11 protein-coding genes and 2 pseudogenes are annotated in these 15,804 nt (G+C 64.2%); 8 read left to right on the top strand and 5 right to left on the bottom strand.

The genetic code is table 11. The features are described from left to right. The first annotated feature begins 70 nt into the window (after window positions 1-70). The 3 genes and pseudogenes from AB3L03_RS15295 (at window position 71) to AB3L03_RS15285 (ending at window position 2,935) form a co-directional block, all read left to right on the top strand. A complete protein-coding gene (locus AB3L03_RS15295; protein WP_085384955.1) occupies window positions 71-1,003 on the top strand; it encodes a sugar-binding protein in 933 nt (310 codons plus the stop codon). A gap of 103 nt (window positions 1,004-1,106) precedes the next feature. Next, window positions 1,107-2,083, top strand: a pseudogene (locus tag AB3L03_RS15290) (aldo/keto reductase). A gap of 3 nt (window positions 2,084-2,086) precedes the next feature. Further along, a complete protein-coding gene (locus AB3L03_RS15285; RefSeq protein WP_368508863.1) occupies window positions 2,087-2,935 on the top strand; it encodes an amidohydrolase in 849 nt (282 codons plus the stop codon). A 21-nt stretch (window positions 2,936-2,956) separates the two neighbouring features. On the opposite strand, the gene AB3L03_RS15280 is transcribed toward AB3L03_RS15285, so the two are convergent. Then, window positions 2,957-3,760 (bottom strand): RimK family alpha-L-glutamate ligase, encoded by an 804-nt coding sequence (locus tag AB3L03_RS15280; RefSeq protein WP_085349707.1) that lies wholly within the window; start codon window positions 3,758-3,760, stop codon window positions 2,957-2,959. A 400-nt stretch (window positions 3,761-4,160) separates the two neighbouring features. On the opposite strand from AB3L03_RS15280, the gene AB3L03_RS15275 reads away from it, so the two are divergent. From AB3L03_RS15275 to AB3L03_RS15265, 3 genes are all read left to right on the top strand, one after another. Continuing rightward, window positions 4,161-4,934, top strand: coding sequence for a ferredoxin--NADP reductase (locus AB3L03_RS15275; protein WP_018460095.1), 774 nt, complete (start codon window positions 4,161-4,163; stop codon window positions 4,932-4,934). A 218-nt stretch (window positions 4,935-5,152) separates the two neighbouring features. After that, entirely contained in the window at window positions 5,153-6,862 is a 1,710-nt protein-coding gene (locus AB3L03_RS15270) for an FMN-binding glutamate synthase family protein (RefSeq protein ID WP_204513167.1), read from the top strand. 96 nt (window positions 6,863-6,958) lie between these two features. Next, window positions 6,959-7,201, top strand: coding sequence for a PilZ domain-containing protein (locus AB3L03_RS15265; RefSeq protein ID WP_085357437.1), 243 nt, complete (start codon window positions 6,959-6,961; stop codon window positions 7,199-7,201). Between the two features lie 212 nt (window positions 7,202-7,413). Here AB3L03_RS15265 and AB3L03_RS15260 read toward each other — a convergent pair whose 3' ends face one another. Further along, on the bottom strand, window positions 7,414-8,709 hold the full coding sequence (locus AB3L03_RS15260) for a hemolysin family protein (protein WP_204513168.1): 1,296 nt from the start codon (window positions 8,707-8,709) through the stop codon (window positions 7,414-7,416). Between the two features lie 239 nt (window positions 8,710-8,948). On the opposite strand from AB3L03_RS15260, the pseudogene AB3L03_RS15255 reads away from it, so the two are divergent. After that, window positions 8,949-11,023: pseudogene (locus AB3L03_RS15255) on the top strand (methyl-accepting chemotaxis protein). A gap of 19 nt (window positions 11,024-11,042) precedes the next feature. Here AB3L03_RS15255 and AB3L03_RS15250 read toward each other — a convergent pair. The 3 genes from AB3L03_RS15250 to AB3L03_RS15240 all read right to left on the bottom strand — a co-directional run bounded on the left by AB3L03_RS15250 (window position 11,043) and on the right by AB3L03_RS15240 (window position 14,633). Next, window positions 11,043-13,025, bottom strand: coding sequence for a carbohydrate porin (locus tag AB3L03_RS15250; RefSeq protein WP_368508862.1), 1,983 nt, complete (start codon window positions 13,023-13,025; stop codon window positions 11,043-11,045). Between the two features lie 398 nt (window positions 13,026-13,423). After that, window positions 13,424-13,687: a hypothetical protein gene (locus AB3L03_RS15245; RefSeq protein ID WP_247474484.1), complete on the bottom strand. Its 264-nt coding sequence runs from the start codon at window positions 13,685-13,687 to the stop codon at window positions 13,424-13,426. A gap of 139 nt (window positions 13,688-13,826) precedes the next feature. Next, window positions 13,827-14,633 carry a creatininase family protein gene (locus AB3L03_RS15240; RefSeq protein ID WP_368508861.1) on the bottom strand — a complete coding sequence of 269 codons (807 nt, stop codon included), beginning with the start codon at window positions 14,631-14,633 and terminating at the stop codon, window positions 13,827-13,829. Between the two features lie 138 nt (window positions 14,634-14,771). Here AB3L03_RS15240 and AB3L03_RS15235 point away from each other — a divergent pair, with 138 nt between their 5' ends. Continuing rightward, window positions 14,772-15,794, top strand: a complete 1,023-nt coding sequence (locus AB3L03_RS15235; protein ID WP_026233942.1) for an ABC transporter substrate-binding protein — start codon at window positions 14,772-14,774, stop codon at window positions 15,792-15,794. Window positions 15,795-15,804: the final 10 nt, after the last annotated feature.

The following is a 15,804-nucleotide window of genomic DNA, read 5'->3' as shown; positions in this document are numbered from 1 at the left end:
CGAAAATGCCGCCTGTCCACTTCCCGGACGATCTTGAGAGGACAGGCGCCAAAGAAGGGTGGAGGAGACGATGAGGAAATTTCTACTTGCCGGCATCGCGGTGGCGATGATGGCTACGCCGGCGTTTGCCGCAAACTACCGGTTCGTGATCGTGCCCAAGGCGATGAACAATCCGTTCTTCGACTTCGCGCGCGACGGCTGCCTGAAGCGTGCCAAGGAGCTCGGCAATATCGAGTGCATCTACAAGGGGCCGGTCGAGCACGAGCCGGCGACGCAGGCCCAGATCATCCAGGACTTCGTCACCCAGAAGGTCGACGGCCTCGCCATCTCGGTTGCCGACGTCGCGGCGATGACCAAGTCGATCGACGCGGCGACCGCGGCCGGCATCCCTGTCATCACCTTCGACGCCGATGCGCCCGGCGCCAAGCGCATCGCCTATATCGGCACCAACAACAAGGAGTTCGGCGTCGCCCTCGGCAAGGAGCTCCTGAAGCTGCGGCCCGACGGCGGCAAATACGCCATGGTTTCGGGTGGTCCCGGCGCCAAGAACCTCGCCGAACGCGTTGACGGCGTGCGCGAGGCGCTGAAGGGCTCGAAATGGACCGAGGTCGCGGGCTCTCCAACGTTCTGCAACGACGATCCCGCGCTGGCGGTTCAGCAGATGACTGACATGCGTACCGCGACGCCCGACCTCGCCGCAATCGTTCCCATCGGCGGCTGGCCGATGTTCGCCCCCGAAGGCTTCAAGGCCTTCGCGTCCAGGTACAAGAAGGATATCGATTCCGGCAAGTTCACGCTTGTCGTGGCCGATACGCTGAAGATGCAGCTCGAGCTGTTGCGCGATGGCTACGCCAATGCGCTGGTCGGCCAGCGTCCGTTCGAGATGGGCGAGAAGGCGATGGACACGCTGCTCGCCATCAAGAAGGGCGAGAAGGTGCCGGAGATCGTTTATACCGGCCTCGATCTCGTGACCAAGGACAACGTTGCGCAGATGTTGAAGTAGGAGCGTCGCCAGCCCCGCGCTCCTGCCTGCCTCTCCCGCTTGCGCTTTTCGCAAGCGGGAGAGATGATTTTGGCTGTTGGGGAGGACTGTTGAGGCAATGGGAATGAAAAGGTCGCGGCTCGGCTCGCTCGATGTCACCTCATTCGGCCTCGGTTCTGCCCCGCTCGGCGGATTGTTCACCCCCGTCAGCGATGCCGATGCGGAAGCGACCATCGCCAGCGCCTGGTCGCTCGGAATCCGCTTCTTCGACACCGCGCCGCTCTACGGCTTTGGCCTCGCGGAGCGACGCCTTGGCGCATTCCTGCGGCAACAGTCCCGTGACTCCCACGCGATCTCGACCAAGGTCGGCCGTCTACTGCGTGCGCCCGATGGCGCTGCCGCCGAGGACGAGCATTACAAGGGTACGCCGCGCGAGCGGCCGGTGTTCGATTTCAGTTATGACGGCGTGATGCGGTCGGTGGAGGAAAGCCTGGCGCGGCTTGGGCTCGACCGCGTCGATGTCCTGCTCGTGCATGATCCCGACGATCATTACGACGACGCCGTCGCCGGCGCCTTTCGCGCGCTCCAGCGCCTGCGCGGGGACGGTACCGTCAAGGCGATCGGTGCCGGCATGAACCAGTCGGACATGCTGGTCCGGTTTGCAGAGGCCGTTCCGGTCGACTGCTTCCTGCTCGCCGGCCGCTACACGCTGCTCGACCAGGGCGCGCTGGATGCGCTGTTCCCGGTGTGCGCGGCGAAGAATATCGGCATCCTGCTCGGCGGCATCTACAACAGCGGCATCCTGGCCAATCCGCACACGGGCGCGAAGTTCAATTATCAGGATGCCGATGCGGCACTCGTCGCCCGCGCGCTCGCGCTCGCGAGCTCTGCCGCAAGCACGGCACCGAGCTGAAAGCCGCCGCGCTGCAGTTCTGCATGGCCCATCCGGCAGTCACGGTCGCCGTGACGGGCGGGCGCAATGCCGCGGAAATTGCCGACAACATCACGATGTTGGAGATGGCAGTGCCGGCGGCGTTCTGGCAGGAGCTGCGTGGGCGAAAATTCGTCGATGCCCGCGCGCCATTGCCGGGCGGAGCGTAAGGCATGATCGTCGACGCTCACCAGCATTTCTGGGATCCCGCGCGCGCCGACTATCCCTGGATGGACGCGCCCGAGCTCACGCCGATCCGGCGTGCCTTCGGTCCGGCCGATCTCGCGCCGCTCTTGAAAGCCAACGGCATCAACGCGAGCATCCTGGTGCAGTGCCGCTCCGCCCTGGCGGAGACCGAGGAATTCTTGCGGATCGCGGATGCGACGCCCTCGGTGATTGGCGTCGTCGGCTGGGCTGATCTGACCGACGCTGCACTTGGCGAGACGCTGGACCGGCTGCGCGCTTTGCCCGGCGGCGACAAGCTGGTCGGCATCCGCCACCAGGTCCATGACGAGGCCGATCCGGAGTGGTTGTTGCGCGAGGACGTCCAGCGCGGCCTCACGGCCGTGTTCGCGCACGATCTCGCCTACGATTTCCTGGTCCGCATCCGCGAGCTGCCGGCCGCGATCGCAACCGCGCAAGCGTTCCCGCAGGCGCGCTTCGTGCTCGACCACGCAGCCAAGCCGCCGATTGCCGATGGTGGAAGCGACGAATGGTCCAATGGCATCGCGGCACTCGCGGCGTGCGGCAATGTCTGGTGCAAGGTCTCGGGGCTGGCGACGGAAGCGGTTTGGAGCGACTGGAATGCGGAGCTGCTGTTCCCGTTCGTCGCGCACGCCGCGACATGCTTTGGCGAGGATCGCCTGATCTTCGGCTCGGACTGGCCGGTATGTCTGCTCGCGGGGAGCTATGGCGAGATCAAGGGCGCGCTGGAGGCCTGCCTGATGAAGCTCGGGCCTCAGGTGCGGGAGAAGGCGTTCGGCGTGAACGCGAAGGCTGCGTATCGGTTGCCGTTCGGTTGAAGCCGACAGCGCGCGTGTCGCTCAGTGTTCGTCCCCAAACACCCGATCCAGCGCGGCATCGTACGTCCTCTGCACCAGCTCCGGATGCAGCTTCGCCAGCGTCTCCATCATCACGCCGGAATTGATCTCGAGCACGCGCCAGACGCCGTCAACGTGCACGAGGTCGATCGAGGCGAAGGTGATGCCGATGGCCTTGGCGGCGTCGATGGCGAGCTTTGCGCAGGCTGCGCGAAGGTCGCCGTCCTGCATCAGCACGGGCTTTGCCCCTGCATCGAGATTGTGCCGCCAATCCGAGCCACGCTGCTTGCTGTAGACGACGAGTGGCACATCATCGAGCAGGACCACGCGAACTTCGTCCTCGATCACGGCATAGGGCGAGATCACGAGTCCGGCGCTCATCGAAAAGGCTTCGTCAGCGGCATGATCGAGCTCTGTTTCCGTCGTGACCCTGAAGACGGATCGTCCCGACGTCCCCTCGTTCGGCTTCACCACCACGCCTTGCGGATTGTCGCCAAGCAGCGCCAGCATTGCCTCTCGCCAGCCAACGCCGACAACCTTCTCGCCCAACTTGGGGTTGAGGAACAGGCGATGGGGAATGCAGGGCACGCCCTCGAGCGCGAGCACCTCGGCGGTGGCCGATTTGTCGTTGGCCAGGCGGTGCGCGATGGCGCTGTTGAGGCCGATGTCGTAGCCGAACGCGAAGTGGCGCTGCTCGCCCCGGCGCATCGCGAGCAGCCAGCCATCGGCGCGGACATCGAGCGCGATGCCATGGTTCGCGCAATAGCGCTTGATCGCCTGGACGATGATCCGCTCGCTGCTCGCCATGTGTCTCTGTCGCCAGTCGCAGTCGCCAGTTCCAGTCGCTCATGGCGCCAAAAGCCGGAAGAATCCGGGGAAACGGCGCCAACCCGAGGAAAATCAGAGCTATTCTTAATGAAATTCTCGCGAGCGGGGCGGAAATTAAGTGCTGTATTCGGGCCCCGGAGGGAAAAGAAATTGCCCTCCGCATACGCCGGACAGCAGATCCATTAATGATGTGACCATTTCCGCCGCAAATGCCGGTTTGACCGGCATCAATTGCATCCGGAACGAGGTTGATTATTGGTCTCAATGGCGTAGATCACACTCGCGAAATCCTCCGCCATGGCAATGGTGTCCGCTCCGCTTTCAGGGGCCGGGCAACGCTTTTGCCCTAAAACCGCAATTATTCGGAATATCGAAAATCATGAGCGCGTTTTACCGAGAGAAGGTTCTTTCCGTCCAGCACTGGACCGACACCCTGTTCAGCTTTCGCGCAACCCGCGATTCCGGCTTCCGCTTCCAGAACGGCCAGTTCGCGATGATCGGCCTCGAGGTTGAGGGCCGCCCGCTGCTCCGCGCCTACAGCATGGCGAGCGCTAATCACGAGGAAGAGCTCGAGTTCTTCTCGATCAAGGTTCAGGACGGCCCGCTGACGTCGCGTCTCCAGAAGATCAAGGAAGGCGACACCATCCTGGTCGGCCGCAAGGCGACCGGCACGCTGATCACCGACAATCTCATTCCCGGCAAGCGGCTGCTGCTGCTCTCGACCGGCACCGGCCTCGCGCCCTTCGCCAGCCTGATCAAGGATCCCGAGGTTTACGACCAGTTCGACAGCATCGTGCTGGTGCACGGCTGCCGCCAGGTCTCCGAGCTCGCCTATGGCGAGAAGCTCGTCGCCGGTCTTCGCGAGGACGAACTGTTCGGGGAGTTGCTCGCGGACAAGCTCATCTACTACCCGACCGTAACCCGCGAGCCGTTCAAGAACCGCGGCCGCATCACCGACCTCATCAGCTCCGAGCAGATCTTCAACGACATCGGCCAGGGTCCGCTCGACATCGCGACCGACCGCATCATGATGTGCGGCAGCCCGGCGATGCTCGAAGAGCTGAAACTGATGTTCGAAGGCCGCGACTTCGTCGAGGGCTCAGGCAACAAGCCCGGCCATTTCGTGATCGAAAAGGCGTTCGTCGAGCGGTAGGCCCTCTCGGTCACGTCCTGGCAAAAGCCAGGACGTTTGCCTGGGTAAAGCGCCTTGACCGGTTAATGCCCGTCCCTTCCGAGCTCTGCTGCACCGCAAAAGCCCGCCCATCGGGCTGATTGATTTGTCCCCGCCGAATTCGCTAGCGTGAAACACGGGCCGCGTCATATCCGTATGACAGGCGCGGGCGTATCGTACCGCCTCATGCTGGCGAGAGGATGGGAATCGTGGCCGACGAGAACAAAACGCAGGAATCGCCCAACCCATCGGCCAAACGCCTGCCGCTGGCGGAAGAGGGGATCATGGAAACCCTGCTGCTGCCATTCTCTCCGCGCTTCATCGTCCTGACGATCTGCGCGGTGGTCACTGCGCTGCTGACCGGCATCGGATTTGCCGATGGCAAGATCTTCGACATTCTGCTGATCCCGATCCTGATCTTCGGCGCGCTGACGGCGCTTGGCGTCCGCGACCTCATGCAGAAGGGCCACGCCGTTCTGCGCAACTACCCGATCTCGGCCCATATCCGTTTTTTGCTCGAAGAGATACGCCCGGAGATGCGGCAGTATTTCTTCGAGAGCGAGAAGGACGGCATGCCGTTCTCGCGCGACATCCGTGCGGTGGTCTATCAGCGCGCCAAGATGCAGCTCGACAAGCGTCCGTTCGGTACCCAGGAGGACGTCTACCGCCAGGGTTATGAGTGGATGCATCACTCGGTCTCGCCGAAGACGCATGCCGAGGAGAAATTCCGCGTCACTATCGGCGGCCCGGATTGCGCCAAGCCGTATTCGGCTTCGGTATTCAACATTTCCGCCATGAGTTTTGGCGCGCTCAGCCCGAACGCCGTGCGCGCGCTGAATGCCGGCGCCAAGAAGGGCGGCTTCGCGCACGACACCGGCGAGGGCGGCTTCAGCCCCTATCACGCGGAGATGGGCGGCGACATCATCTGGGAGATCGGTTCGGGCTATTTCGGCTGTCGTCATCTCGACGGCGCCTTCGATCCCGAAGCCTTCGCGCGCGTCGCGACCCAGGACCAGATCAAGATGGTCGAGCTCAAGATCAGCCAGGGCGCCAAGCCCGGTCATGGCGGCGTGCTGCCGGCGGCGAAAGTCTCGGAGGAGATTTCCAAGATCCGCGGGGTCGCCATGGGCGAGGATTGCATCTCGCCGGCCTCGCATCGCGCCTTCTCGACGCCTGTCGGCATGATGAAGTTCATCGGCGAGATGCGAAAGCTCTCCGGCGGCAAGCCGACGGGCTTCAAGCTGTGCATCGGTCATCCGTGGGAATTCCTGGCGATCTGCAAGGCGATGATCGAGACCGGCATCTATCCCGACTTCATCGTTGTCGACGGCAACGAGGGTGGCACCGGCGCCGCGCCGCTGGAGTTCATGGACCATCTGGGCATGCCGATGCGCGAGGGCGTCAGTTTCGTCCACAACGCGCTGATCGGCATCAACGCGCGCGACCGCATCAAGATCGGCGCCTCCGGCAAGATAGCCACCGCGTTCGACATGGCGCGCGCCATGGCGATCGGCGCGGACTACTGCAATTCGGCGCGCGGCTTCATGTTCTCGCTCGGCTGCATCCAGTCGCTGAGCTGCCACACCGACCGCTGCCCGACCGGCGTCGCGACGCAGGACCCGACGCGGGCGCGCGCACTCTATGTGCCGCTCAAGATCGACCGCGTGCACAATTATCACCTGGCGACGCTGCACTCGCTGACCGAGCTGATCGCCGCGGCCGGTCTCGAACATCCGCAGCAGCTGCGCCCGATCCACTTCTCCCAGCGCACCTCGACGACGGACGTGAAATCCTTCGCGCAGCTTTATCCGTCGCTGCGTCCGGGCGAACTGCTCGAAGGCACCGAAGACCCACGCTTCCGCGACGCCTGGCGGATGGCACGGACGGAGACGTTCCAGCCGGCGCTGTAGGACGCCGGTCCACTTGCAGGGCCGCGGCCGCGCGCGCAAAAGCATCGCGGGGGGTGCGTTTAACGTTTGATTCAACTTTGGGTGTAGATTGTTCCCATGGACGAGCGGCGCGACAAGGCAAGGCATCGCGTGCTGAAGGCCGGAACGATCGAGTTCGGCGGCGGCGGCGCGATCGACTGCACTATCCGCAACCTGTCAGATACCGGCGCCGCGCTCGACGTCAGCAGTCCCGTCGGCATCCCCGACCATTTCAGCCTGCTTGTGCAGGCCGACGGAAAACATCTCGCCTGCACCGTGATCTGGCGCAAGGAAAAGCGGATCGGGGTGAGGTTCGGGTGAGGGTCTAGAGTCTGGCGCAAGCTCTAACCACAAACTCCGCCGTCGTCCGGACAAGCGCCAGCGCAGATCCGGGACCATACCGCGTGATCTGTCGATCATGCGCAGACAGCAGCACCGCGCAAGTACCAGTCTTCGCCAAGCTCAATCCTGTGGCTATGGGTCCCGGATCTGCGCTCCGCTTCGCTGCGCTTGTCCGGGACGACGAGAGTGGATCACCCCGTCTCTACTTCGCTCCGCCGGCTCGCGAGAATCTTGTCGATCCTCCGCCCGTCGAGATCGACCACCTCGATGTGCCAGTCGCCGAAGTCGAAGGCGTCGCCGACATCAGGCAGCACGTTGAACTGTTGCAGCACGAGGCCGGCGACGGTGTTGTAGCGGTGCGGCGGCAGTTCGATGCCGAGCAGCTCGCCGAATTCGTCGACCGGCATCCAGCCTGAGACCAGCAGCGAATCGTCCGCGCGCTTGACGTAGGCTGGTTCCGGCGGGCCTTCCTCGGAATGGAAGGCACCCACAATGGATTCCAGAATGTCAGCCGTCGTCACGATGCCTTCGAAGGCGCCGTATTCGTCGTAGACGAGGCCGACATGCACCGGTGCAGCCTTCAGGATCGCCAGCACGTCGCGGGCATCGGCCGAGGCGGGAATGCCGGGCGCCTCGCGGACCAGCACGCGCAAATCCGGCGTGCGCTCGTTCATGAAGGCCACCAGCAGGTCCTTGGCCTGAAGCACGCCAATCGGCTTGTCGCGGTCGCCGTCGGACACCGGAAAGCGTGAATGCGGACTCTTGGCGATGGTCGCTTGAATGCTTTCCGGCGTATCGTTCAGGTCGATCTCGTTGACCTCCGTGCGCGGCGTCATAATCGCGCCGACCGGCCGGTCGCCGAGCCGCATCACGCCCGCGATCATCTCCTTTTCACCTGACTCGAGCACGCCTGCGTTTTCGGCTTCGCTGACGAGATGATGGATCTCATCTTCTGACACTTTTTCTTCAGACTTGCCGCCATGGCCGAGCAGCGTGAGGATCAGCTTGCCGGAGAGATCGAGCAGGAAGACCAGCGGCAGCGAGACCGTCGCAAGCACGTGCATCGCGGGTGCAACCCTGACCGCGATGCTCTCGGGGTCGCGCAGCGCCACCTGCTTCGGCACCAGCTCGCCGACGATCAGGGTGGCGTAGGTGATGAGCGTGACGACCAGGCCCACTCCGACGATGTCGGCAATTCCTGCGGACAGGCCGAGCTCGAGCAGCCATTGCGTCAGCCGCTGTCCGAGCGTCGCGCCCGAGAACGCGCCGGAGAGCACGCCGACCAGCGTGATCCCGATCTGCACCGTCGAGAGGAATTTGCCGGGATCGGCCGCGAGCGTCAGCGCCCGCTCGGCGCCGCGGACGCCCTTGGCGGCGAGCATCGACAGCCGGGCCGGGCGCGACGAGACCACGGCCAGCTCGGACATGGACAGCAAGCCGTTGATGACGATCAGGACGACGACGATGGCGAGTTCGGCGGAGAGCATTGATGTTCCGAGGTAAGGGAGTGTGGCGCGGATGGCCGCACAGGTCTTGATATAGGTATTCGAGGAAGAAATGCCGATGATTCTGTCCCATCGGGCATCGCGAAGGAACTTCGGCGACCCCGTCCCCCGAAGGCACTCCCCAATACCCCGCGGAACTACGGGCATGCCGTTGCTTAACGGGCTCTTAGCGGCCACCAGCTAGGTTCTCGGCATTTGCAGGAATGTATTCGGGGATCAGAATGCGGATCGGGAAGCTCTTTGCGCTGTCGATGCTGACGGTGACGGTGTTTGCAGTCATCCTTGGCGCCGAGGTGCTGATACCCCAGGCGCGCATCTTCACGAACCGCTCCGATGCGATCAAGACGGTCGAGGCCTTCGGTGCGACCCTGATGGTCAGTCAGCACGTTGCCGGCCTTCGTGCTCCCTACATTTCCCCGATCTTCCAGGAGAATTCTGCGACGCAGGTCCAGATCGAAGCCGCCGCAAAGGCGGCGAAAGCGGTCGATGGCGCGTTCGAGGGGGCAAGGCGCGCCATCATGGTGCTGGATGATTCCGGAGCGATGATCGAAAACCTGGACCGTACTGCGCGGCGGCTCAAGGATATCATCACGGCGGCAGATCGCGCGATGAGCGTGCCCTGGCGACGCGCGACGGCGCTGTAATCAAGGGCTTCCTTCCAGGCGTTGCCGAGGTCATCGGCAATATCGAGCCGATCATGAACCGGCTTGAAGCCAAGGTCATCAATGCCGATTCCTCGCTTGCGGCGCTGTTGAGCCTGGCGCGAACGGCGCAGGATCTGCGCGTCTCGGCCGGCAGCCGCGCCGCCACGCTGTCGCCGGCGCTGAGCGCTCGCCGACCGCTCACGGCGGCCGAATTGTCGCTGATGGATCGGATGCAGGGACGTGTCGAGGCCGACCGCGAGCGCATCGAGGCCGGCATCGACCAGCTCGGAAGCCCGCCCCGGATCGCCACCGCGCTGAAGGCGGCGACGGATTCCTATTTCGGGAAAGCAGCCGCTGCCGTGGACAAGGAGATGCTCGCGGCGCGTGGCGACGGCAAGTACGGCATCAATGCCGAAGAGCTGGCCAACATCATCGTCCCCGCCATCCAGATGTTCTACGGCGTCCGCGATGCCGCGCTGGCGGAAGCTGCCGAGCGCGCCTCGGCCGCGCGCGACGGCGCGCTGGCGAGGCTCGCGCTCGCGGGCGTGGCGGTGCTGGCGCTGCTGGGGACACTCGGTGGCGTGACGATGATGTTGCGCAGGCGCGTGGTGACGCCGCTCAGCCGGCTCGCGGACGTGATCGCAACTCTTGCCGCCGGGCAGCACGAGGTCGAGATTCCCGTGACCGGCCGCAATGACGAGATCAGCCAGGTGGCGGGCTCGCTCCAGCACTTCAAAGATCTGCTCTCCGCCAAGAAGGCCGCCGATGAGGCCGCCGCGGTGGAAGCCGAGGCGAAGCTCCGGCGCAGCCAGCGCATGGACCAGATCGCACGCGATTTCGAAGCGTTGATCGGCGACGCCATCAACACCGTGTCGTCGGCATCGTCGGAGCTGGAAGTGTCGGCGGGAACGCTGACGAGCACCGCCGATCAATCGGAAAAGGTCACCGCGACCGTTGCGGCCGCCTCCGAGCAGGCCTCCAGCAACGTGCAGACCGTCGCCGCGGCCGCGGAGGAAATGGCGTCCTCGGTCGACGAGATCAGCCGGCAGGTCCAGGACTCCGCGCGGGTGGCCGGCGAAGCGGTGCAGCAGGCTGCGCGTACCAACGACTATGTCGGCGAACTCGCCAAGGCGGCCGGCCGGATCGGCGACGTGGTCGAGCTCATCAGCCAGATCGCGGGCCAGACCAATCTTCTGGCGCTCAATGCAACGATCGAGGCGGCGCGCGCCGGCGAGGCCGGGCGCGGCTTCGCCGTGGTCGCCTCCGAGGTCAAGGCGCTCGCCGAGCAGACCGCCAAGGCCACCGGCGAGATCAGCCAGCAGATCACGGGAATCCAGAGCGCGACGCAGGATTCCGTCGGCGCCATCAAGTCGATCGGCGACACCATCACCCGCATGTCCGAGATCGCATCGGCGATCGCCTCCGCGGTCGAGCAGCAAGGCGCGGCGACGCGGGAGATTTCCCGCAACGTGCAGCAGGCGGCACGCGGCACCCAACAGGTCTCCGCCAGCATCGTCGACGTGCAGCGCGGCGCGAGCCAGACCGGATCGGCCTCCTCCACCGTGCTCGCGTCAGCGAAGTCGCTGTCCGGCGAGAGCGGCCGCCTCAAGGTCGAGGTCGGGAAGTTCCTGGACGCGATCCGGGCCGCGTAAGTCACGTAGCCGGAAGCGCTCAGAACTCGCCGTGTAGCCGCCCGGAAAATACCGACACCGGGCCGCGATCGGCGTTGTAGGCGGGGTTGACGATCAGCTGGTAGTCGGCAGTGAGGGTGAGACTCTTGTTCAGCGCATAGGCGTAATAGGTTTCGAGGATGCGCTCGCGGCGGTAGTTGAGCGCGCCGTCGCCGATGAGAACACCGAGGCCGCCGGCGGCCAGGAAGTCGCGATAGTCCTGCGAGATGGCATTGATGGCGCCCCCGACGCCGATCACGTCATCGGGCCGGCCCCATTTCGTGCCCTTGATCGAAAGACCGCCAGACAGGCTGCGGTGAATGTCGGTGAAGGCCAGCGTCTCGGTCTTGCCGTCGTTCCAGCTCCAACGGCCGAACAGACCGACATCCTCGGTGATCGCCTGCTCGAGGTTGAGCACGTAGCCATACTTCAGACGGCCGCGCCGGGTCTGCGCGATGTCGAGGTTGAGCGCGGGATTGTCCAGCGTCTCGCGGAAGCTGCCCATGTTGGCGCTGTCGAGCCAGCCTATGGTCCTGAGCTTGCCGGGTTGGCCAAGCAGGGAGAAGCGCGTTTCGAGCTCGAGCACGTACTGGCCGCGCTCGCCGACCCTGGTGTCGAAATGATTCGAATTGGACTCGGCGACCATCAGGAAGTAGCCGCCGCGCAACGCCCACTGCTTCTGATTCAGCTCGGCGGTGACGCCGTAGGTGAGGCCGACCTTGTCGGCGGAATAGTCGAAGGCGCCTGGCGCCCACAGCGACCAGTTCATGAAGTCCTTGCGGGTGTCCTTGGCGTAGGCGTTGCCGTCGAACACGTCGATCACCGGGAATTTGCCGGCCTGCACCGTGAGCCTGGATACGTCGACCTTCTGTCCGAGCTGCAACTGGCCGCTCGCGAGCTCTTCCTGCTCGCCGCCAAAGCCGAATGTCTGGCGCACGAACAGGCGCGATGTGTTGTAGTGCGGATAGGGGAAGTTCGACTTCTGCGCCTCGCCGTTGGGGAAACCGGCCGCGCCGACCGTGTCGTTCAATCCAAATCCCTGCAGCAGTTCGGGATTGTAGTAGACCTCGCCGCCGTCCCACAGCTTTGCGTTCAGGAACAGGCTGTTGCTCCAGGTCGCCTTGGCCTGCCTTGATGGCGAGAGCGAATTCGGCCCGGTGTAGAGGGCGGGGAACGACGGGTAGCCTTGCGGCAGATAAGTGCTCTGGCCGTGGATCTCCCAGCGATCCGATTCGGTGTCGATTAGCGAGCCGATCCCCGAGCTCTTGGGATTGTAGCCCGGCATGCCCGGCCAATCGACCTTGCGGTTGAGGCCGAGCCGGATCGTTTGGAAGTCGAGCGACGACGAATTGTATTGGGCACCTGTGGAGAAGGCGACATTGGCGCCGTCGAAGCGGCTATAGAGATATTCGAGCCGTGCGCTCCAATGCGGCGCAAAGCCGTATTCGATGCCGGCACCCGCGATCCAGCCGGGCCGCGTGTTCAGGATTTTCGGGACTGCTTCGCCTGCGGCCGGCGTGTCGAAATAGCGCTCGCCCATCCATGCAAAGCCGCCGGTGGCGTAGACCAGCCAGGGACCGCTGGTGTAGCCGACGCGGCCGCGCAGGCTCGCAGTGTAGTCCCATTGCTGCGTGACGGTGTTGGCTGGTGTCGCCAGGAAGGACACGATCGAGTTGGACGTGATGTAGTTCGGAAACGAGAAATCGCCTTCGACGCCGACCAGCCAGCCGGAATTGAGCCGGTAATTGTAGCCGGCCTGCACGCCGCCGATCATGCCGCTGAAGACGCCGCTGTCGCTAATGCCTGTGCCGTCGTTCAGCGCGAAGCGCGACGAGCCGAGGCTGTAGCCGGCATGCGCACCGATGTAGAGGCCGGTCCAGTCATAGACGCCCTTCAGCGCCGGTTCCTTCAGCGGCAGATCAGCCGCGCGGCTCGCGGCCGGAAAAGCCAATACACCCGAGGCAATCGCCGCGGCCGTTCGCAAATACCTGTAACGGTGACCCCTCAACGTCAAAACGCACGCCCCCAAACGCGAATGTGTCCACTCGCCGCAACCGACATCCCTGCAGATTCGCGGCGGCCCTGTCATCAGCTCTCGGTCGCCCGCCGTCGACCGAGATGATCTCGATTCGACGCGATTTCTTCCCAAGTCCCTCTGCCCATTACGGACCTTATTGCGATTAATTCGCAATAGCAACTAGTGCGGATTGTCGCAGGAGATGGTTCGCACCGCGATGTGACGGGACTGCAACAAATTCCAAGGTCCAAAACGGTTGACCCCGCCCGGGGGGACATCCGGGCGGGGTCGGGGGACGACACGGGGTGGATGAGGCGCCCGTGTCGGACGCGGGATCCACGTGAGATCGGCCTCAGGGACTCAAATCAGAAGCAGGTACGCACGCGGCCAACGTACTGACCAAAGGCGTTGTACTGGGCGGCCCAGCCGCAGCGGTGATAGCCGTTGTAATAGGGGTCGTTGCTGGCGGCGATCGCGGAGCCGACGACGGCGGCGGTGGCGATGCCCAGGCCGACGCCGACGCCCCAGCCGAGCGGCTTGGCTTGCGCCTGCGAGGTGGTGGCCACGACGCTGCCGGTCAGGGTGAGCGCGGTGAGGGCAACTGCGAAAACCTTGGTCTTGATCGACATGTGAAACTCCATCCGGGTTGAGGCGGTCCGTTGTGGCCCGCGTACCGAGTTGGACGGAGGCTCCGCGCGTCCGGTTCGAAATCGGCAAAGGCGGAGCTCGAGTCTGGCTCTTTCCCGAATGATTCCAGAAGGATGAGCGCTAGCCGAGCGGGCCTTTCCCGAGCCTGTTCACGTCGAAGTCATCAACTTCGGCAAGCAGCTCGCAAAAGGCGCGGGCGCCCTGGTCGATCAGCTGCTCGCCCTTCGCGGCCACGGCCAGCGTCGCGTCGCCGGCGGCGCCGCTCGCGTGGAGATCCTGCGCCTGCCAGGCGAACGGCGCGGGTCGCTGCGTCGACAGCCAGCGATATTGCTGCTCCATCGCGATGCTGCTCGCGGGAAAATCCGCGATCGCATCCATACGCACCCGATCGGGATAGCGCGCCAGCATGATCGAGGTTTCAATGGCGCCACCGTGGATGCCGTGGCGCACTTCGTCGGCCGGGAACAGCTTGTCCGCGCCCGACAGCCGCGACCACGACGTCGTCACCACGAACAGTTTCCGATGCGCGCGAAGATCCTGCGCGACCAGCATCATGGCCGCGCTGTTGCCGCCATGGCTGGTGACGATGACGAGCTTCTTCACTCCGCGGCGCGCGACGTCCTCGCCAATCGCGGTCCATTTTTTCAACGCGATGTCAGTCGGCAGCGTCTGCGTGCCCGGATAGTCGATATGCTCGGTGGAAATCCCGATCGGTTCAACGGGCAGGAAAGTGGCCGGAGCGCGCTCGGGCAGGAGCTCGCGCACGCGCGCGAGATAGGCGTCCGCGATCAGCACGTCGGTCTCGAGCGGCAGATGCGGGCCGTGCTGCTCGGTCGCGGCCAGCGGCAGCACCGCGATCCAGCGCGAAACCTCCGCGAGGCTGGCATCGGCCCAGCGAATCTCGGTCCAATCGCGGGAAGGCGTCATCAAGGTTTCTTTGCCCGAATTTGTCGCGTAATTTAGGTTATCAGGGGACGCGGGCCAGGCCGGCTCGCGTCCCCGAATGTCTTGCGGTTTTATCGCGTTGCTTGGACATCGGCTAGAAGCGATCGACGGAGTCCCATCATGAGCCCCTCTCATCTGCGGCGAGCCTTAACGGCGGGCCTGATGGCCGCTTTCGTCTCGGTCGTCCCGGCCCGCGCCGAAACCCTGGACAAGGTCATGTTCGGCACCAATTGGGTCGCCGAGGCCGAGCATGGCGGCTTTTTCCAGGCCGTCGCCGATGGCACTTACAAGAAATACGGGCTGGACGTCACCATCGTGCCCGGCGGGCCCAACGAGAACAACCGGATGCTGCTGATCGCCGGCAAGATCGATTTCTTCATGGCCGCGAACACGCTGATGTCGTTCGACGCAGTCGCCAACAACGTCCCGGTCGTCACCATCGCCGCGGTGTTCCAGAAGGATCCGCAGGTGATGCTGACGCAGCCCGATGCCAAGGTCGCCAAGATCGAGGACCTCAAGCCGCTGACGCTGTTCGTCTCCAAGGAGGGCATGACCAGCTATTTCCAGTGGCTGAAGTCCGAATACGGCTTCAGCGAGAAGAACGTTCGCCCCTACAATTTCAATCCGCAGCCCTTCATCGCCAATCCCAAGAGCGCGATGCAGGGTTACGTCACCTCGGAGCCCTTCGCGGTCGAGAAGGCCGCGGGCTTCAAGCCCAACGTGTTGCTGCTCGCCGATTACGGCTTCAACACCTATTCGACCCTGATCGAGAGCCGCCGCGACGTCGTCGAGAAGAAGCCCGACCTGGTGCAGCGCTTCGTCGATGCCTCCATGGTCGGCTGGTACAATTACATCTACCGCGACAATTCAGCGGGCAACGCCATGATCAAGAAGCTCAATCCGGAGATGACGGACGAGCTGCTCGCCTATTCCGTCGCCAAGATGAAGGAATACGGCATCGTCGATTCCGGCGATTCGCTGAAGAACGGCATCGGCGCGATGAGCGACGAGCGCTACACCTCCTTCTTCAACAAGATGGTGAAGGCGGGCGTGGTGAAGGCGGACCTCGATTTCCGCAAATCCTATACGCTGCGCTTCGTCAACAAGGGCGTCGGCGCCGAGCTGCGCCCGAGCAAGCCGTAGCGCAGGGCCG

The organism is Bradyrhizobium lupini (assembly GCF_040939785.1).
In the GTDB taxonomy this organism is placed as follows: domain Bacteria; phylum Pseudomonadota; class Alphaproteobacteria; order Rhizobiales; family Xanthobacteraceae; genus Bradyrhizobium; species Bradyrhizobium canariense_D.
The sequence above is the reverse complement of the archived record's forward strand: the minus strand, read 5'-3'. Positions and strand labels throughout refer to the sequence as shown.